The following is a 25614-nucleotide window of genomic DNA, read 5'->3' as shown; positions in this document are numbered from 1 at the left end:
AGGGATATCTAGATTATACATTAACTACATTTTAGTATATTTCAATTTTGATGTTTCTTATGGATTGCTAATATATTCTGACCTTCCGTAGCTGAGTTGCGTATGTTAAGGGGAGGAAGGATGAATCTTTTCGCCTTTCTCAAGCATCTGGATGAACTGCCGGATCCGCTTCTCTCGGGTTTCTGTTTTTTTGGCATTGTGAATTCGAAATACGATTGCGTATTTATTTTGTCTGTCGAGCGTATCATAGAACGCCTTGGCCTTGGCATTGCGCTCCAACTCGATCGCGAAGTCCTCGGGCAGCGAGGCGATGCTTTGAGATTCGTAGGCTTTATCCCAGTTCCCGTTCTTTTGGGCCTCTTCAATTGCCTTATATCCGGAAGTCTTCATTCGTCCGTTTGTAATCAGCTGTTGCGCTTTTTCTTTATTGACTTTCGACCAGATGCTCTTGGCCCCGCGCGGAGTGAACCGCTGCAGCCATGTTTTCTCATCTAACGCTTCTTTCTGACTGTCAACCCATCCGTAGCATAAGGCAACCTCGAGCGCTTCATTGTATGAAATCGTAACGACGCCGGAATTTTTTTTCGCAATCTGTAATCGGATGCCGGGTGAAGTATAATTATCGTCGAGCCAGCTCTCAAAAGACAGTGGATCGGCAAAGGACATAACCGGCAAGTCACTCGATTTTTTCACCATATGAGTCGCCTCCTGATTCAAGTGTACACAATAATAGCTGACAATGGCAGTCAGTGATTTCCGACCAGTGTTATTGGAATGAATGCCCCTTTTTTGATCGTGCTCGTGAGAGTTAGCCGAATTGAATCAAGAAGCCGAGCGATGTAATTAACTTGTGTGGTTAGAGCCAAGATACCTTGCACTGTTAAAAAAAACAGCAGATCTCGTTCATGAGACCTGCTGACCTGCTGTTACTATTCTATTAACTTGGCAGTTGTGATTTTTTAGCAACCCTTATGTGCCATTCAGCACAACTGACAGGCGTCGCTACAGTTCATTTGTATATCCTCCGCAGGATTGCCGAAAGATGAACGGGGTCTCAAACACGACCGAAGAATTGTGATCTGTCGTTCCTCGTATGGCCTCCAAGATCAGATTAATGGATACACGAGCCATCTCCTCCACCGGCAGCTTCATTGTGGATAAGGACGGCACTGTGTATCGTTCGATCTCGTGGTCGCCGTATGTCATGATCTCCATTTGGTCCGGAATCTTGATACCCGCTCCATGAAAGACCGATAACGCCGCGACCGCCATAAGACTGATTGGGAAAAATACAGCCGTTGGAGGTTCACCCTCCCCCGCAAGCATTCGCAGGGCCGCGTCATTCCCTCCCTCCATGGTCATGGGGGCACTCTGGATATGCGCCTCACTCAATGTTAATCCATACCGTGGGCAGGACTCGATGAATCCCGTTTGGCGCTGGCTGTTTTTGGTCTTTTCCATATAATCGGGCATGATAATACCCACATGTTTGTGTCCCCGGATTGCGAACAGTTCGGCGGTCTTTCGCCCGATTTCGAAGTTATCGACATGGACGTTGGCATAGACACTACTCTCCCGGTTGAAAATGACCGTGGGCAAGCCTAATGGATTTTGTTCCAAATAATCTTGATCCTCTTGAGAAATCCCCGTCAAGATTACTCCGTTGAACAGCCCGGTGTCGCACCTGCTCCTCATCTTATGGATCTGAGAACGCCGATAGGGATGGATCGTCATCTCGAACTCGTTCTCCTCTTGCATCATAACGCCCTGCGCTCCCATGAAGAAACGTCCAAGCATGTCAGCAGACAGGTCGTTCGGCCAGAATGCGGCAATGATCGGAATATTCTTGTTGCCGGACTGCCGCAGGCGACGGGCAGCCACATTGGGTAAATACCCATATCCCTTCGCTGCCTCAATTACTCTTTCCTGGGTTTTTTTTGAGATTCTCATCTCATCTCCACGGCCATTCAATACCAGGGATACAGTTCCAACAGATAAGTTTGTTTTCTCGGCTATCTCTTTAATGGTGGACATTGATTTCACCCTGTTCTTATTGATTACGACTATCCATATATTCCTTACTAGTGTATCAGAGATCGCAGCTTTCACCTATTCCATACTTCATTTCACGGGTTGGAGCTTCCTTTGAGGTTTGACAAATAAGACTACCCAATGATACCTTAATAATGCTTGCTAAAACGAAATTGCAATAGTGCACTTATCAACCGTGGAGACCAGAAAATGAAAAATAAAGCAGTCATTTCTAACTCGCCCTCACTGTGGACCACAGACTTCGTACTAGTCACCACTGTCATGACACTTACGCGTATCTGCACCCAAGTTCAGACCATATCCATGCCTCTCTATTTCCAGCATCTCGGGGCAAGCATTACACTGGCGGGGCTATCCATGACTGTCTTCACGATTGCTGCTATGGTCTGTCGTCCGTTCGTCGGAGCGTTGTTGGATCAACGGGGAAGGAAGCCGATCCTGATCATGGGACTGTTTCTATATGCCCTCTCCACATTGGCTTACGGTTTCATTACCGTGATTCCGCTTCTGCTTGTTTTTCGTATCATTCACGGAGCATCATTTTCGGCCGGTTCTACCTCAACCAGCGCCATGATTACCGATATCCTGCCAGAGAAGCATATGACACAAGGGCTGGCATATTACGGTATGTTCGGCACCCTGTCCATTGCCCTAGCTCCGTCCATGACTCTTTACCTCATCGAACATTCCACCTACATGACGCTCTTCAGCGTAACATCGGGGCTTAGTTGTATTGCCTTGTTGATTGGCCTAGCCGTTCATTCCGAGCGAAGCCGTCCCCCCAAAATAGCCGATCACCGAAACAAGCCAGAGTCGGAGCCGATGGCTACCCCGACACCCGTTAAATACTCCATATGGAACTCATTTATCGTAAGGAAGGCTTGTTCTCCTGTGCTCACCATGCTATCGATAACCATCGCGACGAGCGCTGTTACTGTTTTCTTGCCAACCTACTCCAGAACTGCCGGTATCCCCGGCATTGGCCTTTTTTTCTTGGTGCAAGCAGCTGGCTTGGCCGCATCCAGTGTAGTGGTCAGCCATCTTTCTAAGCAATGGGGGGCGGTTATGGTGATCCGCTGCAGCTTACTCGCGCTTGGCTTCTCTATCATGATCATTAGTCTATGCCCCACCCTATGGGCGATTCTGTGTGCGGCCGCGGTTTTCGGATTTGCCAATGGACTGTTGATGCCTCAACTCAATGCCCTGGCTGTACTGAGCGCAGAACCCCATCGCAGGGGGCAGGCAAGCGCCATGTTCTACCTGGCGCTTGATATTGGGATCGGGACCGGCGCGGCGGTCTGGGGAATGGTCTCCGATACCATCGGTATCCGGTGGATCTACCTTATTGCCGGATGCTTGCCCTTAATAACTCTGTTGGTCTCTGTATTGTGCCGTATCGATTACAATCTGACATCCGTTCAAGCAGAACAACAGACGCGGTCACATGGCAACGTTGGTACCACGCCCGCAGGGCGGTCGAATGAAGGCGATCTCAACGTTCCTTGATGATTATGCATGGTGAACTCTCTTGACTTAAGTCAATGCTCCCGTCTTACCCCCTTAGTACAATGGAAGCAGAATGTATGAGAGGGGGAATGTTAATGTCTGCAGCAGTAGCGCGAACGGGGGGAATATCCCTTATTGTGATGGCGGTGGCCGCCGCATTTTCGTATGGATATATTCATGGAAGTCTTATGGTGGAGGGAGATCCAGCCGTTACCTTCGGCAACCTGCAATCTTCTCCCCTGCTATTCAGAGCGGAAATTCTGGGGTGGGTACTGATTATCGCCTGTGATGTCGTAGCCGCATGGGCGTTATATACGGTTCTGAAACCTATGCAGCAGGCACTGTCCCTGTTGGGTGCCTGGCTGCGCCTTTCTTATACCGCGATACTAGGGGTTGCGGTCTCCAGCCTGGTTGTCGTCTCCCTTCTTACTGACAGCAGGGGCCAGGTACTGGCCGGCTTTACACTACAGGAGCTACAGGGGGAGATGTTGCTTTTTCTTCAGGCTTTTGAAGTGGTGTGGTCGATCGGCTTGATTCTGTTCGGAATGCATTTGCTCATCGTGGGCTTACTGGCCTTTATATCAGGGAATATCCCGAAGCTTATTAGTATTCTGTTGCTGCTGGCTGGGGCGGGTTATATCGTGCTTCATATGAGTAGCCTACTTGTTCCTGAGTATGAAGAATTTATAAAAGTAGTCAAATGGGTATTTATGCTGCCGATGACGACGGGGGAGCTGGGTCTTGGCCTATGGCTGCTGTTCAGAGTCCCGGCTCCGCGGGTTCACGTTGAAGCCGCTTCTTGATCCGGCTCAGTGACTCCGGCGTCATTCCGAGATAGCTCGCCAGCTGATGCTGGGGGACGCGGCTGATCAGAGCGGGTCTTTTATGAACGAGCGCCTTCAGACGGTCTTCAGGAGAAGAGGCAATAAACGCGGAGAATTCCTCCTGCATCTGACCAAAGCTTTCCTCAATCATTTGGCGGGTCATGGTCTCCAGCTGTGTATGTTTGGTGTACATCGCCTTCTCTATATCCAGCGGACCGACGACCAGCACACAATCCTCCAGACAGGTCAGGGTATACTCCGACGATTTATCCGCCTTATGCGCATTGAAAATGGAGATCGCCTGCTCCTCTGTATAGAAGTTAGAGGTGATATCCCGGCCCATAACATCAACCGCATGCTGCCGCACGCATCCCTTCAGGACAAAATAGCAATAGCCGGGAACCTCCCCCTGCCTTAGCAGAACGGTTCCCTTGCTGTATTCTTCGACAAGAATTTCGTCCAGAATGGCATGCTGCTCTTCATTGCTTAAAGAGGTCAGCCGGTTCATATATTGGAGTAAAAGATGCTTCATATTCCAGCCCTCCCCACGTCTTATCCCTAATCATCCAGACGTTAATTACTGTGATTACTTAAACAGCTCCAAATACCGCCCCAGCCCATTCGCCTCCAGCTCTTCCTTCAAGATGAACCGTAGTGCAGCCGAATTGATCCGGTAGTGCTGCTTCGCCGGCTCCGGTCCATCGAAGTACAAATGACCCAGATAGGCTCCGCTCAGCCTGCTGCGCAGTGCAGTCCGTACCTCACCCCCGCTGTAGTCCGCTTCACGCCGGATCAGCCCTTCGGCAATCGGCCCTCTGAAGCTGGGCCAGCCGGTGGAGGAATCATATTTGTCTGCCGAGCTGAACAGCGGGTCGCCGCTGATCACATCCACATACACACCGTCACGGAATTCGTTCCAATACTCATTCTCATACGGCGGCTCTGTCGCCTTATGCTGCGTGACCTCATATTGCAGCCGGGTCAGCCGGCTCTTCAGGTGCTTTTGATCCTCACGGCTGTTCCAGTGCTGCTCCAGGAATTCATCCCGTCCCGAGCCCTTCAGATAGAGCTTATAATCCAAAGGATGGGTTTTATAATAATTCTGATGCAGGGCTTCAGCAGTGTAAAATGGAGCGGCAGGGAGAATCTCCGTCACTATCGGCTTATTGAACCTTTTACTTGCCTGAAGCGCCGCTTTGGATGCCTCCGCCTTCTTCCTTTGCTCTTCACTATGCACAAAGATTACCGTCCGGTAGGAATAGCCCCGGTCCATGAATTGTCCGCCCTGATCTGTGGGATCAATTAGCTGCCAGTAGATGTCTAACAGACGCTTATACGGGAAGATCTCCGGTTCAAATGTAATCTGCACAGCCTCCACATGTCCCGTCGTTTCCGTACCCACTTCCTCATACGTCGGATTGACAGTGTGGCCGCCCGTATACCCGGAGACCAGCGAGATGATGCCCGGCAGCTCGTCAAAGGGCTTAACCATACACCAAAAACAGCCGCCCGCAAAGGTGGCAAGCTCCATTCTGTTCTTTTCGTCCAAGCAGCGCACCTTCTTTCGCGAATTTCCCTTATTATATACGATTATCTAAGGAACGGTTGAACTTCAGCGGAAAAGGGTACTGGAAAGGACAGCTTATACTTTAGGCAGGGTACTCTTTATCACCAGGAGGATTACAACAATGAATGCTACAGGAAACGCAGATATAGATACAACTAATACACAGCGGCTAAGAATTGCCCTTACCGGAGCAAGCGGATATATCGGACATAACCTACTGGAGCAACTGACTAGGGAATATGATGTCATTGCGCTGTCAAGACACGGAGACCAGAAGGAGAACAGCAGTCATGTAGAATGGCGTTCCTGTGAGCTGTTCTCCATATCCTCTGCGGAAAAAGCCTTGGAAGGCGCAGACTATGCCATCTATCTGGTCCACTCCATGATGCCGACTGCGAAGCTGACACAGGCGCACTTCGCTGACATGGACGCCATACTTGCCGATAATTTCGCCCGTGCTGCCAGCAAGAATGGCATCCGGCAGATCATCTATCTCAGCGGCATCATCCCGGACAACAAGCCAGAGGATCAACTGTCCCGCCATCTTCGCAGCCGGGTGGAGGTGGAGCGGGTGCTGGGCTCCTACGGCGTACCTGTCACAACGATCCGCGCCGGTCTGATTGTAGGGCCGCAAGGTTCATCCTTCCCGATTCTGGCCAAGCTGGTCCGACGCCTGCCGGTCATGGCACTGCCGGAATGGACTCGTACCAAGACCCACCCCATTGCACTGTCTGATGTCCTGCGGGCCTTGACAGCAAGCATCGGGAGGGCGGAGTTGTACAACCGGGTCATTGATGTGGGCGGGCCTGACTACATGACCTACAAAGAAATGATGATCCAGACGGCAGAGGTCATGCATAAGAAGAGAAAATTAATCGACATCCCGCTTCTGACCATTAACCTGTCCCGCCTGTGGGTCACACTGATTACCGGTGCACCCAAAGAGATGGCTTATCCGTTAATTGAGAGCCTCGCCCACCGGATGGTCGCGAATCCAAGCCGCGAGGTCCCTGGCATCAGCGATGGCCGGATACCCTTCCGGGAGGCTGCGCATACAGCTCTTGAGGCGGAGGCTAAAGATACAGCAGCCCGCAAATCGAAGACTAAGGACCATTCAACAGTCGATAAGAGGAGTAACGGCAAATCGCCTGCGACCCCCTCCCCTAAGAAGCAGCGCCTCTCGGATGTGCGATCCATACAGCGCGTAATCCTTCCACCCGGCAAAAATGCCGAATGGGCTGGACGCTACTATCTGGAGTGGCTGGGACACGCGCTCGGATGGTTCATCCGTATCAATCATGATGGCAGCAATATTTACCGGGTCACTACACGGGTCAGCCGGAATCCGATCCTGGAATTAACCTATCTGCCCGAGCGGAGCCATAAGGAGAGCACGGTTTACCGCATATCGGGCGGGGCTTTTACCAAAAAAGGAGATACCCATGATGGAAGGCTGGAATTCCTCCAGCTTCCCGGTTCCCAGGAATGTATTATCGCTATTCACGATTATTTGCCCTCCTTGCCCTGGTTTCTGTACAAATATACGCAAGCCAAAGTGCATTTATGGGTCATGTATGCATTTCGGAGGCATTTGAAGCGAATGTCCGCACCATCCTAAGCAAAAGCCGCACTGCAGGTCCTAAGACCTCACAGTACGGCTATTTTTGCAGGTAAAAAAGATTGGCACCATCTTCTCCTATCTAGTCCACAAGCTCATCCAGTTCGGCTTCCAGTTCAACGAGCTTGTTCTTCGCTTCATCCAACGTTTCCTTATCCCCCGTAGCTTCGGACCGTTTGATCGCTTGCTTGGCAGCTGCAATCTGCTGTTCCAGATAGAGAATATCAGAGGCATTCCCTGAGCTGTGCAATATCTGTGAATAGGTCATTCCCGTCATCCTTTCAGATATCTTGTTACGGATTGTTCTTCTCGTACTTTATATAATAGTGGGTCTTGCCATCCCCGTACAGCCTATCACTGATTTGTCATGCCATTTCATGCAAGAACCTATTGACTTGTAAATCTATTGTACCTATAATCAGTCTATGACTTTTCATGTAAGGAGATCTGACATGATAATTGTGGATGAAGTATACCAAACGGTTGTTTATCGTCTATCTGCAGAGGAAATAAAACACCTCATCGAACGTCTCAAGATCAAGAAAGAAGGAGAAATCGAGGGGATTAAGGATAAAATCAATAAGTATGAGCAAAAAAGGCGGGCAGAAGAGGCGATGTACCAATCGCTCTCCCCTATCCGCAAATGGTTTGCAGGACACCCTGCCAGCCATCATACCGCCGTTGAGTATATCGTTCATGTAAAAGACCGGTTTAAACGAATTGACAGCATTAAAAGAAGCATTCAAGAATTGAATCAGGTCTTACTCCTTCTAGATAATCATCCAACTACGGAAGAGATTCCGCTGTCACCAGAGATTATACGTGAAATCAAAATCATTAGGGGCATGGAGGCACTATAGAAATGAATGTGACGCTGGAGCAGCTTGGCGGAGGAGTGGATACGATTTGGGTCGTATTGAGCGCCGCTATGATTTTGCTGATGGAGGGTGGTTTCGCCCTGCTAGAAGCCGGTTTTGTAAGGTATAAGAATAGTGTGAACATCATCATGAAAGTGTTTGCCGATATCACCATAGGAACGCTGATATTTTATATTTTCGGATTTGGGCTCATGTACGGCAAAGACGCCGGCGGTTTGGTAGGCACGAGCGGATTTATGCTTCGCGGGGATCTCTCCAATCTCCATTTCACCATCTCGCTCGACACCTTCTGGCTGTTCCAGGCGGCATTCACCATCGCTGTCATCTCCATCGTGTCGGGTGCGGTTGCCGAACGGATCAACTTCCGTGCTTATCTGCTGTACGTTATTTTAATGACCGGCCTGATCTATCCCCTCGGGGGGCACTGGGCCTGGGGCGGCGGCTGGCTTAGCCAGATGGGCCTGCAGGACTTCGCAGGTTCGGCTGTCATTCATGCTCTTGGAGGATTCTCGGCACTGGCGGCAGCAATCGTAATCGGCCCTAGAAAAGGAAAGTTCAATCAGGCCGGGAACAGTACGGTTGCCCTGCCCAGCAATCTGCCGTTAGCTTCAGTCGGAGCTTTCCTGCTCTGGTTCGGCTGGTTCGGCTTTAACGCAGGAAGTACCTTAAGTGCTACCGATGTCCGGATCGGACATATCGCTATCACTACCATGCTATCTGCAGCAGCAGGCGGCGGAATCACACTGATCTATACTTTATTCCGTTACCAGCGTTCAGATGCACCATCCGTAATTAACGGCTCCCTCGCCGGTCTGGTCGGTATTACTGCCGGCTGTGCGTTTGTCAGTGACGGTGCGGCTATCCTGATCGGCGCCGTCTCCGGTCTGCTCATGATGGCAGCCACCAACTGGCTGGAAGCCCGCCGCATAGATGACCCGGTGGGTGCCTTTCCGGTGCATGCCGTATCCGGTGCTTGGGGGACCATAGCTGTAGGTTTGTTCGCCACAGATGGTGGACTGCTCTATGGCGGCGGCTGGCATCAGCTAGGGGTACAGGTCCTTGGACTGGTTACATTAGCCGCCTGGGGTTTCGCAACTACCTGGTGTGGTCTGAAGCTGATCGGAAAGCTGGTCCATGTCCGCTCCAGCGAAGAAGAGGAAGACATCGGTCTCGATATCAGTTATCACGGCATGATCGCCGTACATCGTTCTGCTGAATTTATTGAGCTTGAAGATCATTACCTGGCTGAAGATGATAAATCCCTGCATTAAGCCTGATAGTAAATAGCTCCCATCCCTTACCGGGGATGCCTATCCAGGGAAAAGCCGCCGGAATTACCGGCGGCTTTTTTATGTGCCTATAGGACACCACTACTCAACTTAATTAGTACTCATTATAGTGAAGAGCCTCAAAAAACCTACACATTTAGCTGTTTGTATAATTTATATGATACATAGGTAGCTATACCGGCCCCTATTATCACTAATATTATTGAAACAAGCGTTATATATTCGGTAATTACGAAAGACAACCCGACGATTAATAAACCTATGGCTAAAAAAAGATTTGCTGCAAAATGATTAGCTTCCACCCATACCCTCTCATCTTTCAAAGTCCACTTCGTTCTAAGGCCATAAACTTTATTAGGCTCCGTTTTTTTCAATGGAATACATAATACAATAATAACAAGCCCTATAAAAATCCCGGCAAAAAATTTAATGCTAACTCTAAAGTCTAAACCTACTGCAATTAAAATTAGATGAATGGCCAATAAAAAGCAAAGCAGCATATTATGAACTCTGTTAATTACGGAGATATTATTATTTCCAACAGAGCCCACTTTTCTCTTGAAAGGCAAGAAGAGAAGCTGAGTAACTAACATTACCAGTGGCATGACACTTACAATCCATATTTTATTTATTGGCTTATCGAATCCTCCGCTGGTCCAATGTGTTGGCACATGCTTAGGCAAGATTATAAAAGCAAGGATAGAAATAATTACACTAACAATAATTATATTGATCTGGAAAAAATCCCTTTTCATTCCAAGATCGTCCTCCCCATTATTTTAAAAAATAAAATTCCATAATTTTACTTGATGTAATTTCTAAATATTATAATTTGATTCATTTTTTGTCAACTTGCCCGCATCAGATGCTGGCGAATAGAAAAGAGATAGAACCAACTCGAACTTTCTAATCAGAATGGAATGCCTGACAGTGTGATTGCAAGAATTGAGGCTGGAGAACATTCCTTAGAAGATGTAGAGGAACAATACAGCGTGAGGAAATAAAAGAATTTTTGGCTGCGGCTGAGGAGATGGCTTGGTATTCCTTATAATCATGCAACGAGTAGGTCATAAAAAAGATGTGACAAAAAAAGAAAACGGACCCCTTACTGGGTCCACACACTCATGATATCAAAGGTTTGGAGGTGACATCATGTCGCCCATTCTACTACACTGTTTTTATGTGTTTTCTGGTTCCGTAAATAAATATTATGTGGGGACAGGTTGCAGGATTGGAATCTATATCACTCACACCATTGATTCTGTGCATCACACGAAAAAGAATGATACTATGTATGATGGGTAAAAGACTTTGCTATAGATTATATCATTTTCATATTGCAACAGGAGAAGATAACATGGAATCAAATTTTTGGATGGATCTACCAAAGCCGTTTTTTATATTAGCTCCAATGGAAGACGTCACAGATATTGTTTTTCGTCAGGTCATTAGAGAAGCTGCAACACCTGACGTATTTTTCACGGAATTCACAAGTACCGAAAATTATTGTAACCCTGTTGGAAAAGAAAATGTAGGTGGCCGATTAATGTTCACAGATGATGAGCAACCGATTGTCGCTCATATTTGGGGCAATAAACCTGCACTTTTTGAACAGATGAGTATGGATATGAAAAAACTTGGTTTTCGTGGTATCGATATAAACATGGGATGCCCAGTACAAAACGCCGCAGCCAGTGGAAAAGGGGCTGGATTAATCCGCCATCCTGGAGTTGCAGCAGAAATTATTCAAGCAGCAAAAGCAGGTGGATTGCCGGTTAGTGTTAAAACAAGATTGGGTTACTCTAATATTGACGAGTGGCGCGATTGGTTAGGACATATATTGAAGCAAGATATTGCGAATCTGTCCATTCACCTTCGTACAAAAAAAGAGAAGAGTAAAGTAGATGCACACTGGGAACTAATTCCTGATATAAAAAAATTACGCGATGAAATTGCTCCAAATACGTTGTTAACCATTAATGGAGATATTCCCGACCGCGCAACAGGATTGCAATTAGTAGAACAATACGGCGTTGATGGTGTCATGATTGGCCGCGGCATTTTCACCAATCCATTTGCTTTTGAGAAGGAATCTAAAGAACATAGCGTGAAGGATTTTCTCAATTTACTTCTTTTGCAGTTGGACCTTCACGATAAATATTCAACAGAAACCCTGCCACGTTCATTTAGACCACTTCTTCGCTATTTCAAAATCTATGTTCATGGATTTAGAGGCGCAGGCGAATTAAGAGATCTACTAATGAAAACCACTTCAACAGACGAAGTGCGTCGTTTAGTAAGACCTCTTTTAGATCAAGAATTAGATTGAAGCACCTAAATACAACTCCCGTTTCGATAACTTGTTAATCAAAAATAATAAGAGACCTCCCAAAAGTTCAATGAACTCTTGAAGGTCTCTTATTTTTGCACTATGAGGTCATGCAATGGTCGCTCATCATCGAATTACTTCGATAATGATTGTATTACATCATGCCGCCCATACCGCCCATGCCGCCCATATCTGGCATGCCGCCGCCTTTTTCAGGCTCTGGCTTGTCAGCGATAACCGCTTCGGTAGTCAGGAACATTGCAGCTACGGATGCTGCGTTCTGCAGCGCGTAACGGGTTACCTTGGCAGGGTCAACGATCCCTGCTTCAAACATGTTTACCCACTCATCAGTAGCGGCGTTGTAGCCGATGCCTACAGCTTCTTTTTTCAAGCGGTCCACGATAACGGAACCTTCTTGACCTGCGTTCGCAGCGATCGTGCGAACTGGTTCTTCGAGCGCGCGCAGCACCAGGTTAACACCAGTTCTTTCGTCGCCTTCAGCTACTACTGCAGCTACAGCAGCATATACGTTCACAAGAGCAGTACCACCACCGGATACGATACCTTCTTCAACCGCAGCGCGGGTTGCGTTCAGGGCGTCTTCGATGCGCAGTTTGCGCTCTTTCAATTCTGTTTCAGTTGCAGCGCCTACTTTGACAACGGCTACGCCGCCAGCCAATTTAGCCAGACGCTCTTGCAGTTTTTCTTTGTCGAACTCGGAAGTGGTTTCTTCCAGCTGGGAACGGATCTGGCTAACGCGTGCATTGATGTCCGCTTTGTCGCCACTGCCGTCTACGATTGTAGTGTTTTCTTTGGTTACACGTACTTGACGGGCATTACCCAGTTGTTCCACAGTAGTGCTCTTCAGGTCCAGACCGAGCTTCTCAGTGATCACTTGGCCGCCTGTCAGAGCAGCGATGTCCTGCAGCATAGCTTCACGACGGTCGCCGAAGCCAGGAGCTTTAACAGCTACAGCATTGAAGGTTCCGCGCAGTTTGTTCACGATCAGCATCGCTTGAGCTTCGCCTTCGATATCTTCAGCGATGATCACCAGCGGGCGGGCCTGCTGTACGATCTTCTCGAGCAATGGCAGGATTTCCTGTGTGCTGCTGATCTTTTTGTCGGTGATCAGGATGTACGGGTTCTCCAGAACAGCTTCCATTTTGTCCGTATCTGTGATCATGTACGGGGAAATGTAACCGCGGTCGAACTGCATACCTTCTACCACTTCAAGCTCAGTCAGGAATCCACGGGATTCTTCAACGGTGATAACGCCGTCTTTGCCCACTTTTTCCATAGCTTCAGCAATCAGTTGGCCCACTTCATCGTCAGCAGCAGAGATAGCAGCTACTTGAGCGATAGACTGGGAATCTTCGATAGGCTTAGCGATCTTTTGCAGCTCAGTTACAGCAGCTTTAACCGCTTTGTCGATACCTTTACGCATAACCATTGGGTTAGCGCCTGCAGTTACGTTCTTCAGACCTTCGCGGATCATGGCTTGAGCCAGAACGGTTGCAGTTGTAGTACCGTCACCGGCTACATCGTTAGTCTTGGTAGCTACTTCTTTGACGAGCTGTGCGCCCATGTTCTCAAAAGCATCTTCCAATTCAATTTCCTTGGCGATGGTAACACCATCGTTAGTGATAAGCGGGCTGCCGAATTTCTTCTCCAGCACCACGTTGCGGCCTTTTGGTCCAAGTGTAACTTTTACGGCATTTGCCAAAGCATCAACTCCACGCAGCATTGCGCGGCGGGCATCTTCACTGAATTTAATTTCTTTTGCCATTGTGTTGTTAACCTCCTAAAATTTTTGTAAGTATATTCGGTTATCACTTATGAAAGGCTATCCGATCTAGTCGAGAATCGCGTGAATGTCGCTTTCCTTCATAATCAGATATTCTTTGCCTTCGTATTTAATTTCAGTTCCGGCATATTTCGAGAACAGCACACGGTCGCCTTCTTTAACTTCCAGCGGCACACGTACTCCGTCTTTCAGGGCACCGCTACCTACAGCGATAATTGTACCTTCTTGCGGCTTCTCTTTGGAGGAGTCCGGAAGCACAATCCCGAAAGAAGTGGTCTGCTCTTGCTCGCTTGGTTCTACCAATACGCGTTCACCTAGTGGTTTGATCATGAAAAAATAGCCTCCTTTGAAATATGTTGTTTACCTTGGAAAACATAAATGGGCTACCGTTGATGCTCATGCGTTTCAGCGGCAGTTGTGAAAAACAGGATTCTCAGCACAGCAGATGCCGGCGGCTGCCATATTTTTCACCAGCGTTAGCACTCAACCCTCTGTAGTGCTAACAACAATTTTTATGATACTCAACTTGAGGACGGATTTCAAGTCTTTTACGTAAAATCATCCAGCTTTTGCGGAAAAATATGGTCCACAGGGTTGTCCTGCCCACACTCTCTTACATTCTATCCACCGGAGGACAAAATATGCCATCCTCCTGCAGATAGAATTATATGCATCCGTTGGTCAGGTCTCCATGCCCTATTCTCAGAGCACGGCCTGTTCACTTACCTGGACTCCTCTTTCCTGACGTATCTCGCCTCCAGCTCGTTGTCCATGGCAAGCTGCTTGCGGTAGACGAAAGCAGACAGGAACACGCTGAATTCGTACAGGATCAGAAGAGGTATCGTCACAAGAAAGTCCGAGATGAAATCCGGCGGTGTGATAACCACGGCAATAAAGACGAGTGCAAAATAAGCGTACCGGCGCATTTTACGCAGGCGCAGCGGATTGAGAATTCTCAGCTTGGTCAGGAACATCACGACAAGAGGAAGCTCGAACAGCAGTGCCAGCGGGATAACCAGACTGAACATAAAGCTGAAGTACTGGGCAATGCCGTAGGTCTCTTCCAGCCCCATGCTGCGGGTAATCGTAATGGTGAACGACAGCGCCATCGGGAACACAATATAATAGGCAAAGGCAACACCGAGAATAAAAAGGATGAACACATAAGGAACGTAACGCAGAGCCGCACTCCGCTCCACCGGACGCAGGCCGGGGCTGACGAATGCCCATAGCTGATAGACGATAAACGGAACGGACACGGCTAACGATACGGCCATGGCGATTTTCATATACATCCCTATACCATCCCAGAAGGAGAAGGCATGCAGCACAAAGCCCTGAGCCTGATCGGCATGAATCAGATAGAGGTAGATCGGTTTGGCAACGAATAAACCTGCAACCAGACCGGCCACAAAGACAATAAGCACATAGATAATCCGTTTGCGCAGTTCGGTTAGATGATCCACCACTGACATTTCTTCCGCTTCCAGAGACATGACTGACACCACCCGATGACTTATGTATGAATCCATAACGACAAACATATTAATTCTTAGCTTTCAAAAAAAGGGCGCCGCCCAGTCTCAACAGCACTGAGTGAAACGCCCCCGCGTGAAAAATGATATTATTCCGGCAGGCGTCTGTCCTGCGGAAGATCTGCTGCCATAGTCTGCGGGGCTACCGTTGCCGGAGCTTCGCTTTTCTTCACAGGTTCCGGATCACTGATAATCTCGCGTGCCCCGTCCTTAAACTCACGAAATGTACGTCCGACGGCACGGCCCAGTTCAGGAAGCTTATTGGGACCAAAGAGCAGCAGTGCCAGGATGACCAGTAAAATAATTCCGGGAGCACCAATACCACTTAGCATGTGTCATTCCTCCTTCTCACTCTGTCCGTTCATGATATCGTCAACAGTAAATTAATAATACCATAACTTATGTCACACATCCATCAGCGATCTCTGACGATTCCTGGTGACATGACCGGAGAAAAAGAAATTACTGCCGGTATTGACCAGTTACCATGAGAAGCGCTTCCGGCAGTTGATCCATAATTGCCGCCAGGTTCTCATGTACCCCCTTAGGCGTACCAGGCAGGTTCACGATCAGCGTTCTTCCACGAATACCGCAAATCCCCCTGAATAGCATGACCGCGCGATTCTTCTGCATAACCGTGCTCCGCATAGCCTCTGAGAGCCCAGGCACCTCCCGTTCAATGACACGCCGGGTCGCCTCAGGCGTTACATCACGAATCGCAAGATCGGTACCCCCGGTAGTCAGCACCAAATCTGCCTGGAAATAATCCGTCAATTCAATCAGTGCAGCAATAATCTCATCCTGTTCATCCGGTACGATCCGGTATTCCACGATCTCGCCGCCTAGCTCCTCTTCCACCAGCTCCCGAATAACCTGGGCGCTCGTGTCTTCCCGTTCGCCTCTGGCCCCTTTATCGCTGGCCGTCAGGATTGCTGTTTTCCACGCCATAGGTTGTCCCTCCCTCTCACTAATCTATGTATAGACGGCCGGCTTTACGGCCTTCAATCTGCGCTTTGACCTGCATCTTGCTGTTGTGGTTCTTCCAGCGCATAATCTCCGGTTTTTCCTCCACTCTTATTCACCAGCAGTGTAGGTCCGATAATCATATCCTTCTGCAATGCCTTACACATATCGTAAACGGTCAGCGCAGCTGCCGAAACAGCGGTTAGCGCCTCCATCTCGACTCCGGTTTTACCGGTTGTCCTGACGGTTGCTTCTATATATAGCTGGTCTTCATTGTTATCCCAGAAGCGGATATCGATGCCGGTTAGCGGCAACGGATGGCACATGGGAATCCAGTCAGCGGTTTTTTTGGCTGCCATGATTCCGGCCACCTGTGCAACGGCAAGCACATCGCCTTTGCCGATGACTCCCGCCTTGATTGCTGTGAGCGTTCCCGGAGCCATCTTGACACTGCTGCGCGCGGCTGCAGTCCGCTTGGTAATCTCCTTGTCGCTCACATCCACCATGCGTGCTCTACCTTGCTCATTGAAATGGGTTAATTCCATGGTCTGTTCTCCTCCCGGCAGTGAATGATGCCGTCTTCCGTAATCAGCATGTCCATAAAGGCATCGTGGTCATCCATTGGCACTTCAGGAACCAGTTGATGGCTGAAAGCCAGCCCAATCCAGAACGGAGACTTCAGGGCGAACGAGGAATCCTGCTGCCATGCAGCCCGCAATCGGTCATAGTAGCCTCTTCCATAGCCAAGCCGTCCACCCTTCCGGTCAAAAGCCAGTCCCGGCACAAAGACTACATCAGGAAGACGCAGCGCTTCCGGCTCCGGCTCATTCCCGAAGCGGGACAATGGCTCCAGAATGCCATAAGCTCCTGGTGCAAGCTCTTCCCAGGATTTAACCGCATGAAGACTCATGGTTCCTGTTGCCGGTAAAACACGGGGCAGCAGTACTTCCCGGCCATGTGTCCAGGCCTCTGTGATCAGCGCACGGCAGTCCAGTTCCGAACGGAATGGAACATACGCCAGCAGTGAAGCGACTTGTTGCTTCTGCAGCCAATCGCCGGCATATTTGCAGACCTGAGCAGACATGAAGTCCCGTTCGACTGAAGTAATCCCGTCACGGACAGCTGTTCTCTCTGCACGAAGTCCGCGTTTGAGTTCGTTCAGCGGCGCACTGTTGCCTGTCATAGACAGCTGCCTCCCCTTGGTTATATCCTAGCTTATCATAGTTTGTAAACTCAGTTTACCACTCTTCTCACCTGTTCGCCAAGGTTGGACTTATTACGTTGTTAAAGGAACCATTACCATCCCGAAACCCCGCTCATGTCCTGCAGCAATTGCCGCGAGAGGGATCAACCATCAAGCAAATCACAGCATAGCCGGGCCGCGCCTCCCCTCGCGCAGCAATCGCTTTTCATGTAAACTATAGAATAAGGTTTTTTGTACAGCCCCGGCAATATACGCCGAGGTGAAATATGCAAGGGCGGAGGTTTCATCGGTATGCTTCTTCAAGCGACAGGAATTACAAAATCATATGGAATACAGAGCGTGCTGGACGGCATCAGCCTGCAGGTGAACGAGAAGGAACGGGTCGGCCTGGTCGGTGTGAACGGGGCCGGCAAGTCTACTTTTCTGCAGATTCTCGCAGGAGAAATGTCCTTTGACAGCGGGCAGATTCATAAATCCAAGGAAACTACTATCGGTTATCTGGCTCAGAATAGCGGATTACAATCAGACAAGACCATTCAGGAGGAAATGCTGGCCGTATTTGCCCCACTGATCGAAGCGGAAGCGGAGCTGCGGCAGCTGGAGGCAGACATTGCCGATCCCAAGCTGGCAGATGATCCAAAGCGTTATGAGGATCTCCTGGAACGGTATGCCAGACGCTCGGATTGGTTCAAGGATCAGGGCGGCTATGAGATGAATACGCGAATCCGCAGCGTGCTTCATGGGATGGGGTTCGGCGAATTCTCTCCGGATACACCCATCGCCACGCTAAGCGGCGGCCAGAAGACCCGGCTGGCACTGGCACGCATTCTGCTGCAGGCTCCGGATCTGCTGATGCTGGATGAGCCGACCAATCATCTCGACATCGAGACACTCACCTGGCTGGAGGATTATCTGCGCAGTTATGCCGGAGGCATTCTGGTTGTCTCCCATGACCGCTATTTCCTTGACCGGCTGGTAACTACAATCGTGGAGATCGAACGCCACCAGTCACGGAGATACACAGGCAACTACAGCCGTTATATGGATCTGAAAGCCGCAGAGTATGAGATCCGCCTGAAGCAATACGAGAAGCAGCAGGATGAGATTTCGCGGATGGAGGAATTCGTACAACGCAACATCGTGCGTGCTTCCACGACCAAACGGGCGCAGAGCCGGCGCAAAGCACTGGACAAGATGGACCGCATCGATAAACCGCTCGGTGATTTGAAAAAAGCCAGCTTTTCCTTCGAACCGGACTTCAACTCCGGCAAAGAGGTGCTCCAAGTGCGGGACGTCGCAGTTGCTTTCAGTAAGGACGCAGCGCCGCTATTCAGGAACGCTTCCTTTGAACTGCGCCGGGGTGAAACGGCAGCCCTCATTGGCCCGAACGGAATTGGCAAGTCCACACTGCTGCAGTGCATGACCGGTACGCGGGAGCCTTCGGCAGGCACGGTCAATTGGGGAACCAAAGTGAAGATCGCCTACTACGATCAGGAACAGACTCGTCTTAATCCGCGTAATACCGTGCTGGAAGAGCTGTGGAGTGAATATCCGATGCTGGAGGAGGCACGAATCCGCACGATTCTCGGCAATTTTCTTTTCAGCGGTGAAGATGTTCTGAAGAAGGTTGCCGCACTCAGCGGCGGTGAAAAAGCGCGGGTCGCCTTGTCCAAGCTTATGCTGCGCGGTGCCAACATGCTCATTCTCGATGAGCCTACCAACCATCTGGATCTGGTGAGCCGCGAGGTGCTGGAATCGGCACTGATTGATTTTGAAGGCACCCTGCTCTTCATCTCCCATGACCGTTATTTCTTGAACAAAATGGCCGAACGCGTACTTGAGCTCCACCCGGGCGGGATTGATCAATATCTGGGTAATTATGATGACTATGTTGAGAAAAAGAAAGAGCTCGAAGCGATCGCCCTGGAAGAAGCGGAGCTGGCCTCTGCCAAGGCACCCAAAAACGCCGACACTGAAGCTTCAGCAGCAGAAAAAGGCACCGCCCTTTCTTATGAAGCAGAAAAACAGGCCAAACGCGAGGAACGAAACCGCCAGCGCAGGATTTCCGAACTAGAAGAGAATATCTCCGGGCTGGAGGAGGCCATCACCAGAATTGAGAATGAAATGACCAAACCGGAGGTTTTCCAGGATTATATGGCACTTCAAGAGCATGAAAGTGATTTGAAGCTCAAAAAAGAGCAGCTTGGAAATTTATTTAGCGAATGGGAGAAACTTGCTGACGAATAGTGTAATGGCTCTAAATAAATATTTTTTAACTGTTCCCGATTTATTCATAAATAGTTATACACAGGGATATCCACAGTTTCCGTGTATAACTACTAGCAAAAAAAGGCCCTTGGGGCCTTTTTTTATGCGTAAAATCGCGTTTTTCCTTGTCAAGGACTTTTTATCCACCGAACTATCCACATTATCCACAATCCCCACAAAAAATCACCTCTTAGTAAATACGTGATTATTGTGTTTTGAAAAATGCCGTTATTGCTGATTTTACACGGTTTTTACACAATTCAGATAGAATATGTGGATAACTTTGTCCACAGCTTGACAAATGATTCAGCGGTTATCTTTTTCTGCTTTTTCCGTCAAAAAAGATCTGGATTCCAACCACTAGAGCAAAGCCGAATTGCAAGCCGCGATATACGCGTTCCCCGCCGCCATTACAATATCCTGATGAATAGCCGTTCCTCTAAAATGATTGCCTTCCCTTTCCACTATGACCGCTGCCTCTGCTTGCGCATGCTCTCCGCTACCCAGAGAATGCAGCTCAAGGCCGGCAAAGTTAATCTCCTCGGCAATCCCTTGCCCAATGGCGGTAATGACGGCTTCCAGCGGCCCGGCACCGGTACTGGTATGCGAAGTCTCCTTACCGTTTCTCAAATGCCGCACCGTAACAGCGGCTACCCTGCGCGGCGCACTTCCTGCCAGCACCTGAACCTCACCTAACTCATACACCTGCGTCTGCTGGCCTGTTGTGCTGCTGACCATCTGCAGCAGCTCGTCGTCGCTGACAGCCTTTTGGCGGTCAGCCGTCTCTTTGAAGGATTCATACAGGGCATCCAGCTCCTCTGAGCTGAGGGTAATACCATACTTTGCTGCGCGATCCTTCAGGGCATGCCGGCCGGAATGCTTACCAAGGATGATCATGCTGCGGGGAATGCCCAGACGCTCCGGGTCCATAATTTCATACGTGCTGCGGTCTTTCAGCAGGCCGTCCTGATGAATCCCTGATTCATGCTGGAAAGCATTTCTGCCGACGACCGGCTTGTTGTAGGCAATGGGAAAATGCATCGCCCCGCTGATGATCCGTGAAGTATCGTACAGTTTATCCAGAACAATTCCTGTTTCCGCCCCAAGCACATCCCCCCGGGTCTCCAGCGCCATGACCAGCTCTTCCAGCGCACAGTTTCCGGTGCGCTCGCCCACGCCGTTGACGGTTACTTCAATCTGGGTGGCACCGCCTGCGATAGCGGATAGACTATTGGCCACGGCAAGCCCCAAATCATTGTGACAGTGGGCGCTGTAAGTCACGGTATCCCCGCCTCTGGCCCCAAGACGGACCCGGCGGAACATCTCACCATATTCCTCCGGCAGTGCGTAGCCTACCGTATCGGGAAGATTGATAATCGTGGCGCCCTCCTCAATGACGGCCTCAACCATTTCGATCAAGTCATCTATACCCGTCCGCGCCGCATCCATAGCAGTGAACTCCACCACCTCACTAAATTGCTTTGCATAGGCCGTCATCTCTCGGGCGGCGGCTACCACTTCAGCCCGGCTCTTGCGCAGCTGATGGCGGAGATGTATATCGGAGGAAGAGATGAACAGATGAATCCGCCGCCGTTCCGCATCCCGGGTCGCCCGTACCGCCGCATCAATGTCCCCTTTGACCGCCCGGGCGAAGCCGCAGATTTCCACCCCCTGCACCTTCCGGGAGATCGTCTCCACAGCGGCAAAATCCCCCGGGCTGGATACCGGAAATCCCGGTTCCAGTACATCTACGCCCAGTCCGGCCAGCTTATAGGCCAGAATAATCTTCTGTTCCGGAGTGAGGCTGGCACCGGGAGCCTGTTCACCGTCACGCAGCGTCGTGTCAAAAATCTGAATACGTTTCTTCACTGGAATAATCATGGAATACCTCCTGAAAGTTTTATGAGCATTGCTTCTTAGACCCAGCTTCTTACCAAACCCGCTTCGTAAGCTTAGGCTAAGTTTTACTGTACTTAAGCTTATAGAGCCTCACGTCGACTTGAGGCTCTCCTAATTTCCCGCCCACTGCTGCCGGCAGCAAGTACCTGAATAACACAAAAAACCCGCCGTCTCTATTCAAGAGACGGCGGGTCACCCCTCCGCGGTACCACTCTTATTGACGCACAGCTTTCTTGTGTGAGCAAAGCATCAGCTGCGTCCAGCTCTTCCCCACAGATGCCTGCCAAGCCATGGCATTCCATGAGGGTCCGGTAACGGGGACATCCGTAGCGGCATATCAACAACAGTTCCGCCGCTCCGCTCCCGGGCGAGATTCAATGCCTCCGGTGACTGCGTCGCACCCTCCCGCAGCTCTCTGTTCACCTTCATCATCTACTGCTCCCGTTCATCACGTGTACTCTATATTGGTGTGAAACCAATACATCCTTATAAATAATCACAAAAAAGCCTGCCGTCTCATTCAAGAGACGACAGGCTGTTCACCTTCGCGGTACCACTCTTGTTGATATCCCGGTTCAGCCAGCACTTTAGCTGTTCCTCACGATATCCACTCTACGCCTTGCAAGCAAACCTGGAGCAATCATAGGTTCCATCCTTGCTGTGCAGGGCTACCCTCTTACGGAGGCGAACCGTAACGGTGTACGAAAGGTCTGGACAATAAACCTCCTGGCTTCCACCGTTCCGCTCCCGGACGAGTTCAGGTCTCCTTCGACTGCGTTGCACCAACCCGCAGCTCTCTAATCCCGGAGGTTCCTTACTGCTTCCATTCATCGCGTTTGTTCAAATTATGAATAATGATTGAGCTGATTATACCCGCCGGCTCCAAAAGATGTCAATAGGCTAATCTATAAAATGAATGCCCTAGACCGACCATTGTTCCAGCGACAACCCTGGATCGGCAACCATGTCCAGAGGTGTACTGCCGTCATGCCGCCATTTCACATATGCTGCGGCACCGATCATGGCCGCGTTATCGGTGCAGTAGACTGGAGGCGGAATAATCAGCTCGATGCCTTCTGACGCGCAACGCGCAGTCAGTGCTTCGCGCAAGCCCTTGTTCGCCGCTACGCCTCCGCTTAGCAAGAGTTGCTTGGCTTTATTGGCTTTTACAGCCCGGACTGCCTTCTCCACCAGTACCTCGACCACCGACTCCTGGAAGCCGCGGGCAATTCCGGCCACATCCGGCGTTAGGCCCTTCATCTTGCTCTGATTGACCACATTCAGCACCGCCGACTTCAGGCCGCTGAAGCTGAAATCATAGGAATCCGGCTCCAGCCAGACCCGCGGAAGCGGTACAGCTTCGGCCGCTTCGCGGGCCAGCCGGTCCACATGGGGACCGCCCGGATATGGAAAACCGAGCGCCCGAGCGACTTTGTCATAGGCCTCGCCCACAGCATCATCGCGGGTACGGCCGATAATCCGGAACTCACCTTCCCGCTGCATGCTGACCAGCTCCGTATGTCCACCCGATACAACCAGTGTCATGTTGGGATACTGCAGCTCTTTAACCAACCGGTTGGCATAAATATGCCCGGCGATATGATGCGTACCAATCAGCGGCTTGTCCCAGGCTAGCGCAAGGCTTTTGGCAGCTACAACACCGACCAGCAGCGCACCTACCAAACCAGGCCCCTGTGTGACCGCAACCGCCGTCAGCTGTTCAGGCTGTATGCCAGCCGCCTCCAGCGCTTCCTCTATTACCAGAGTAATAACCTCCACGTGCTTGCGTGATGCCACTTCGGGCACGACACCGCCAAACGCTCGGTGCGTATCGATCTGGCTTGAGATGATGTTCGAGAGCACCTCGCAGCCGTCTTTGACCACTGCAACGGAAGTCTCGTCACAGCTGGTCTCGATAGCCAGTATAAGCACAGGCTGGACTTCACCCGTATGTGTCTTCATTTCAGATCCACGCTTCCTTCCGTAATCCCTTGCTCATCATACTCCGGTAAATCTGCCCACATGATCAGCGCATCCTCGCGATTATCCGAATAATATCCTTTGCGGGTGCCTGCAGGACGGAAGCCCTTTTTGCGGTACAAATTCTGGGCGACCTCATTCGAGACCCGAACTTCCAGCGTGATGGACTTCATACCCAGGAAAGCAGCCGTCTTCATCAGCTCGTCCAGCAGCCTTTCACCCCATTTGCGGCCCCGGTACATCTCCAGCAAGGCAATATTCGTAACATGGGCTTCGTCGACAATAGCCCACATTCCCGCATAGCCGATGATATGCCCATTCAGCTCCATAACCATATATTTCGCAAAATGATTATGCGACAGCTCATTGCGGAAAGCTTCTTCCGTCCAGGGCATGGTGAAGGCTTCCCGTTCAATAATCAGAATCTCGGGAATATCCTCAAGCTTCATCTGGCGGAATATCGGCTCTGTTCCCTGATCTTTTACCGGCTCCGGTTCCATCATTATTGATTCAGGCTCCCTTCACTGCTCCGGCGCAGATTGGCTTCTGCTTCGGAAAGCTGAGTATAATTCGGGATCAGACTGTGCAGATCATCGCTTCCCGCCCGAAGGCGTTCTTCACCCAAATAGCCTGCCCAGCGGCCTTCCAGCTCATAGGGCACAGACTGCACCTGACCCAGTTCACGCAGCAGTTGGGTAGACTCTTCACTTGCGTGCAGGCCGGTCTCACCGACAAACCAAATCACGCGCGGCTTCATACCTTCAGCTGCAGCCTTCTTCAATCTGTCGGCCAGGTGCAGCACCCAGTCTGCCATGAGGCGGATGGCGTCCGGTTCAAGCCTGTGGGGCGCCCGTTCCCCATCTGCTGCGAACAATGCCGTATAAGCTTGTCCACGGCGCGCATCCAGTAGAGGAATGATCCAATCCGGTCCTGTTCCGGACCGTTCATTCACTTCTGCTTCCTCCTGCTGTGCCAGAGCCGCAACCAAGCCGCCCCAAGCCAGTACCTGCAGGCTGGAAATACCTGCTGCAGGTACCTTCCAGGCCCAGGCCAGTGTCTTGGCAGCAGTAACAGCGATGCGTGTTCCCGTATACGATCCGGGACCCAAGCCGACGGAGACTCCTCCAATCATGGCAGAGGTGGTACCGGTAGCCTGCAGCGCCTGCTCAATGATCGGCAGCAGGTGAACAGAATGGTTCCGTTCCCCCGAAGCATTCGTCTCGTGCAGCAGCTTGCCGTTTTCTGTTATCGCTACACCAAGTACAGCTGTAGATGTATCCAATGCCAAAAACCGCTTGCGCGGCTCTTCAATTTGATTCTTCATCTTTCGTTACCCCACTTCTGGATCATAGCCCGGCATAACTCGCCGTAAGGCTCCCCGCTTCCGGTCACCGTAATCAGCCGTTCCTCCGGCCCGTAAGTTTCCATGGCGATATGGAGATGCTGCGGCGGCATCAAATCCGAAATTATACTGCTCCATTCCACCAGGCTCACACCCTGCCCATAAAAATATTCATCCAGTCCCAGCTCATCCGCTTCCTGAAGGGAGATGCGGTATACATCCATATGGTACAGCGGCAAACGTCCCTGATATTCCTTGATGATTGTAAAAGTAGGGCTGCTGACGATTCCTTCCACACCCAAATGACGCGCAAAGCTCTGCGAGAATGCCGTCTTCCCTGCGCCCAGTTCGCCATCCAATCCAATAACCATACCTGCCTTAACTGATGCGGCCAGCTCTGCTGCCAGTACATCCGTATCCGCCAGGCTATATGAACGGTAAGTGAACACCGTTTCAGCGTTGTTGTTCAAGCTGCAACTACCACCTCTACATATTAAAATACTCCAGCTTTCCAAGTTACAATACTTTCAATTATATCGGTATGATACTTCCACCG

Annotated in this window: 25 protein-coding genes and 2 other annotated features; of the genes, 7 read left to right on the top strand and 18 right to left on the bottom strand. The window is 50.2% G+C overall.

Translation table 11 applies throughout. The annotated features are described in order from the left end of the window. Window positions 1–105: 105 nt before the first annotated feature. Window positions 106–696 (bottom strand): YdeI/OmpD-associated family protein, encoded by a 591-nt coding sequence (locus ACAN54_RS12085; protein WP_379154635.1) that lies wholly within the window; start codon window positions 694–696, stop codon window positions 106–108. Between the two features lie 306 nt (window positions 697–1002). Further along, window positions 1003–2034, bottom strand: a complete 1032-nt coding sequence (locus tag ACAN54_RS12080; protein ID WP_379154632.1) for a LacI family DNA-binding transcriptional regulator — start codon at window positions 2032–2034, stop codon at window positions 1003–1005. Between the two features lie 156 nt (window positions 2035–2190). Here ACAN54_RS12080 and ACAN54_RS12075 point away from each other — a divergent pair, with 156 nt between their 5' ends. Both ACAN54_RS12075 and ACAN54_RS12070 read left to right on the top strand, forming a co-directional pair. Then, entirely contained in the window at window positions 2191–3558 is a 1368-nt protein-coding gene (locus ACAN54_RS12075) for an MFS transporter (protein ID WP_379154628.1), read from the top strand. A 95-nt stretch (window positions 3559–3653) separates the two neighbouring features. Then, window positions 3654–4361 (top strand): DUF4386 domain-containing protein, encoded by a 708-nt coding sequence (locus tag ACAN54_RS12070; protein ID WP_379154625.1) that lies wholly within the window; start codon window positions 3654–3656, stop codon window positions 4359–4361. Here ACAN54_RS12070 and ACAN54_RS12065 read toward each other — a convergent pair. Both ACAN54_RS12065 and msrA read right to left on the bottom strand, forming a co-directional pair. After that, window positions 4318–4914, bottom strand: coding sequence for a Crp/Fnr family transcriptional regulator (locus ACAN54_RS12065; RefSeq protein ID WP_379154622.1), 597 nt, complete (start codon window positions 4912–4914; stop codon window positions 4318–4320). The two genes, ACAN54_RS12070 and ACAN54_RS12065, sit on opposite strands and share 44 nt — an antisense overlap. Before the next feature lie 54 nt (window positions 4915–4968). Then, window positions 4969–5931 carry a peptide-methionine (S)-S-oxide reductase MsrA gene (gene msrA / locus ACAN54_RS12060; protein WP_379154620.1) on the bottom strand — a complete coding sequence of 321 codons (963 nt, stop codon included), beginning with the start codon at window positions 5929–5931 and terminating at the stop codon, window positions 4969–4971. A 139-nt stretch (window positions 5932–6070) separates the two neighbouring features. Between msrA and ACAN54_RS12055 the strand changes: the two genes are divergently transcribed. Continuing rightward, on the top strand, window positions 6071–7567 hold the full coding sequence (locus tag ACAN54_RS12055) for an NAD(P)H-binding protein (RefSeq protein WP_379154617.1): 1497 nt from the start codon (window positions 6071–6073) through the stop codon (window positions 7565–7567). Between the two features lie 82 nt (window positions 7568–7649). Here ACAN54_RS12055 and ACAN54_RS12050 read toward each other — a convergent pair whose 3' ends face one another. Next, window positions 7650–7835, bottom strand: coding sequence for a hypothetical protein (locus ACAN54_RS12050; protein WP_379154614.1), 186 nt, complete (start codon window positions 7833–7835; stop codon window positions 7650–7652). 184 nt (window positions 7836–8019) lie between these two features. Between ACAN54_RS12050 and ACAN54_RS12045 the strand changes: the two genes are divergently transcribed. Further along, entirely contained in the window at window positions 8020–8427 is a 408-nt protein-coding gene (locus tag ACAN54_RS12045) for a hypothetical protein (RefSeq protein WP_379154611.1), read from the top strand. Window positions 8428–8429: 2 nt separating this feature from the next. After that, window positions 8430–9716: an ammonium transporter gene (locus ACAN54_RS12040; protein ID WP_379154608.1), complete on the top strand. Its 1287-nt coding sequence runs from the start codon at window positions 8430–8432 to the stop codon at window positions 9714–9716. Window positions 9717–9862: 146 nt separating this feature from the next. Here the strand turns inward: ACAN54_RS12040 and ACAN54_RS12035 are convergent, their stop codons facing one another. Then, window positions 9863–10489 carry an SdpI family protein gene (locus ACAN54_RS12035; RefSeq protein WP_379154605.1) on the bottom strand — a complete coding sequence of 209 codons (627 nt, stop codon included), beginning with the start codon at window positions 10487–10489 and terminating at the stop codon, window positions 9863–9865. A 602-nt stretch (window positions 10490–11091) separates the two neighbouring features. Here ACAN54_RS12035 and ACAN54_RS12030 point away from each other — a divergent pair. After that, window positions 11092–12063, top strand: coding sequence for a tRNA dihydrouridine synthase (locus ACAN54_RS12030; protein WP_379154602.1), 972 nt, complete (start codon window positions 11092–11094; stop codon window positions 12061–12063). Between the two features lie 154 nt (window positions 12064–12217). On the opposite strand, the gene groL is transcribed toward ACAN54_RS12030, so the two are convergent. The 7 genes from groL to ACAN54_RS11995 form a co-directional block, all read right to left on the bottom strand. After that, a complete protein-coding gene (groL, locus tag ACAN54_RS12025; RefSeq protein WP_379154599.1) occupies window positions 12218–13849 on the bottom strand; it encodes a chaperonin GroEL in 1632 nt (543 codons plus the stop codon). A gap of 66 nt (window positions 13850–13915) precedes the next feature. Further along, window positions 13916–14197, bottom strand: coding sequence for a co-chaperone GroES (gene groES, locus ACAN54_RS12020; protein WP_379154596.1), 282 nt, complete (start codon window positions 14195–14197; stop codon window positions 13916–13918). Window positions 14198–14589: 392 nt separating this feature from the next. Beyond that, window positions 14590–15363 carry a twin-arginine translocase subunit TatC gene (tatC, locus tag ACAN54_RS12015; RefSeq protein ID WP_379154593.1) on the bottom strand — a complete coding sequence of 258 codons (774 nt, stop codon included), beginning with the start codon at window positions 15361–15363 and terminating at the stop codon, window positions 14590–14592. Between the two features lie 128 nt (window positions 15364–15491). Then, complete coding sequence (locus ACAN54_RS12010; protein WP_379154591.1) at window positions 15492–15734, bottom strand: twin-arginine translocase TatA/TatE family subunit; 243 nt, start codon at window positions 15732–15734, stop codon at window positions 15492–15494. 130 nt (window positions 15735–15864) lie between these two features. Further along, window positions 15865–16350, bottom strand: a complete 486-nt coding sequence (locus tag ACAN54_RS12005; protein ID WP_020429419.1) for a MogA/MoaB family molybdenum cofactor biosynthesis protein — start codon at window positions 16348–16350, stop codon at window positions 15865–15867. 53 nt (window positions 16351–16403) lie between these two features. Next, a complete protein-coding gene (gene moaC, locus ACAN54_RS12000) occupies window positions 16404–16910 on the bottom strand; it encodes a cyclic pyranopterin monophosphate synthase MoaC (protein WP_379154586.1) in 507 nt (168 codons plus the stop codon). After that, window positions 16901–17548 (bottom strand): 5-formyltetrahydrofolate cyclo-ligase, encoded by a 648-nt coding sequence (locus ACAN54_RS11995; protein ID WP_379154583.1) that lies wholly within the window; start codon window positions 17546–17548, stop codon window positions 16901–16903. Before ACAN54_RS11995 ends, moaC begins: the two co-directional genes overlap by 10 nt. A 312-nt stretch (window positions 17549–17860) precedes the next feature. On the opposite strand from ACAN54_RS11995, the gene ACAN54_RS11990 reads away from it, so the two are divergent. Next, on the top strand, window positions 17861–19816 hold the full coding sequence (locus ACAN54_RS11990; RefSeq protein WP_379154580.1) for an ABC-F family ATP-binding cassette domain-containing protein: 1956 nt from the start codon (window positions 17861–17863) through the stop codon (window positions 19814–19816). A gap of 381 nt (window positions 19817–20197) precedes the next feature. Here the strand turns inward: ACAN54_RS11990 and ACAN54_RS11985 are convergent, their stop codons facing one another. The 5 genes from ACAN54_RS11985 to tsaE form a co-directional block, all read right to left on the bottom strand. Beyond that, window positions 20198–21718, bottom strand: a complete 1521-nt coding sequence (locus ACAN54_RS11985; RefSeq protein ID WP_379154577.1) for a 2-isopropylmalate synthase — start codon at window positions 21716–21718, stop codon at window positions 20198–20200. A 195-nt stretch (window positions 21719–21913) separates the two neighbouring features. Further along, window positions 21914–22194, bottom strand: a binding site (T-box leader). Window positions 22195–22256: 62 nt separating this feature from the next. Then, window positions 22257–22576: a binding site (T-box leader), on the bottom strand. 81 nt (window positions 22577–22657) lie between these two features. Further along, on the bottom strand, window positions 22658–23698 hold the full coding sequence (gene tsaD / locus ACAN54_RS11980) for a tRNA (adenosine(37)-N6)-threonylcarbamoyltransferase complex transferase subunit TsaD (protein WP_379154574.1): 1041 nt from the start codon (window positions 23696–23698) through the stop codon (window positions 22658–22660). After that, window positions 23695–24219, bottom strand: a complete 525-nt coding sequence (gene rimI / locus ACAN54_RS11975; RefSeq protein ID WP_379154571.1) for a ribosomal protein S18-alanine N-acetyltransferase — start codon at window positions 24217–24219, stop codon at window positions 23695–23697. Before rimI ends, tsaD begins: the two co-directional genes overlap by 4 nt. Then, window positions 24219–25040: a tRNA (adenosine(37)-N6)-threonylcarbamoyltransferase complex dimerization subunit type 1 TsaB gene (gene tsaB / locus ACAN54_RS11970; protein WP_379154568.1), complete on the bottom strand. Its 822-nt coding sequence runs from the start codon at window positions 25038–25040 to the stop codon at window positions 24219–24221. Before tsaB ends, rimI begins: the two co-directional genes overlap by 1 nt. Further along, window positions 25037–25528 carry a tRNA (adenosine(37)-N6)-threonylcarbamoyltransferase complex ATPase subunit type 1 TsaE gene (gene tsaE, locus ACAN54_RS11965; protein WP_379154565.1) on the bottom strand — a complete coding sequence of 164 codons (492 nt, stop codon included), beginning with the start codon at window positions 25526–25528 and terminating at the stop codon, window positions 25037–25039. The genes tsaB and tsaE overlap by 4 nt, the downstream gene beginning before the upstream one ends. Window positions 25529–25614 lie beyond the last annotated feature (86 nt).

The sequence above is a fragment of the Paenibacillus diazotrophicus genome (assembly GCF_042610465.1).
This window is presented reverse-complemented; position numbering and strand designations above follow the sequence as displayed.

What these genes read in the sequence shown, in the direction of transcription:
- ACAN54_RS12085 (WP_379154635.1), bottom strand. Translation starts at nt 696, where the DNA reads ATGGTGAAAAAATCGAGTGACTTGCCGGTTATGTCCTTTGCCGATCCA.
- ACAN54_RS12080 (WP_379154632.1), bottom strand. Translation starts at nt 2,034, where the DNA reads ATGTCCACCATTAAAGAGATAGCCGAGAAAACAAACTTATCTGTTGGA.
- ACAN54_RS12070 (WP_379154625.1), top strand. Translation starts at nt 3,654, where the DNA reads ATGTCTGCAGCAGTAGCGCGAACGGGGGGAATATCCCTTATTGTGATG.
- ACAN54_RS12065 (WP_379154622.1), bottom strand. Translation starts at nt 4,914, where the DNA reads ATGAAGCATCTTTTACTCCAATATATGAACCGGCTGACCTCTTTAAGC.
- ACAN54_RS12055 (WP_379154617.1), top strand. Translation starts at nt 6,071, where the DNA reads ATGAATGCTACAGGAAACGCAGATATAGATACAACTAATACACAGCGG.
- ACAN54_RS12050 (WP_379154614.1), bottom strand. Translation starts at nt 7,835, where the DNA reads ATGACCTATTCACAGATATTGCACAGCTCAGGGAATGCCTCTGATATT.
- ACAN54_RS12045 (WP_379154611.1), top strand. Translation starts at nt 8,020, where the DNA reads ATGATAATTGTGGATGAAGTATACCAAACGGTTGTTTATCGTCTATCT.
- ACAN54_RS12040 (WP_379154608.1), top strand. Translation starts at nt 8,430, where the DNA reads ATGAATGTGACGCTGGAGCAGCTTGGCGGAGGAGTGGATACGATTTGG.
- ACAN54_RS12035 (WP_379154605.1), bottom strand. Translation starts at nt 10,489, where the DNA reads ATGAAAAGGGATTTTTTCCAGATCAATATAATTATTGTTAGTGTAATT.
- ACAN54_RS12030 (WP_379154602.1), top strand. Translation starts at nt 11,092, where the DNA reads ATGGAATCAAATTTTTGGATGGATCTACCAAAGCCGTTTTTTATATTA.
- groL (WP_379154599.1), bottom strand. Translation starts at nt 13,849, where the DNA reads ATGGCAAAAGAAATTAAATTCAGTGAAGATGCCCGCCGCGCAATGCTG.
- groES (WP_379154596.1), bottom strand. Translation starts at nt 14,197, where the DNA reads ATGATCAAACCACTAGGTGAACGCGTATTGGTAGAACCAAGCGAGCAA.
- tatC (WP_379154593.1), bottom strand. Translation starts at nt 15,363, where the DNA reads ATGTCTCTGGAAGCGGAAGAAATGTCAGTGGTGGATCATCTAACCGAA.
- ACAN54_RS12010 (WP_379154591.1), bottom strand. Translation starts at nt 15,734, where the DNA reads ATGCTAAGTGGTATTGGTGCTCCCGGAATTATTTTACTGGTCATCCTG.
- ACAN54_RS12005 (WP_020429419.1), bottom strand. Translation starts at nt 16,350, where the DNA reads ATGGCGTGGAAAACAGCAATCCTGACGGCCAGCGATAAAGGGGCCAGA.
- moaC (WP_379154586.1), bottom strand. Translation starts at nt 16,910, where the DNA reads ATGGAATTAACCCATTTCAATGAGCAAGGTAGAGCACGCATGGTGGAT.
- ACAN54_RS11995 (WP_379154583.1), bottom strand. Translation starts at nt 17,548, where the DNA reads ATGACAGGCAACAGTGCGCCGCTGAACGAACTCAAACGCGGACTTCGT.
- ACAN54_RS11990 (WP_379154580.1), top strand. Translation starts at nt 17,861, where the DNA reads ATGCTTCTTCAAGCGACAGGAATTACAAAATCATATGGAATACAGAGC.
- ACAN54_RS11985 (WP_379154577.1), bottom strand. Translation starts at nt 21,718, where the DNA reads ATGATTATTCCAGTGAAGAAACGTATTCAGATTTTTGACACGACGCTG.
- tsaD (WP_379154574.1), bottom strand. Translation starts at nt 23,698, where the DNA reads ATGAAGACACATACGGGTGAAGTCCAGCCTGTGCTTATACTGGCTATC.
- rimI (WP_379154571.1), bottom strand. Translation starts at nt 24,219, where the DNA reads ATGATGGAACCGGAGCCGGTAAAAGATCAGGGAACAGAGCCGATATTC.
- tsaB (WP_379154568.1), bottom strand. Translation starts at nt 25,040, where the DNA reads ATGAAGAATCAAATTGAAGAGCCGCGCAAGCGGTTTTTGGCATTGGAT.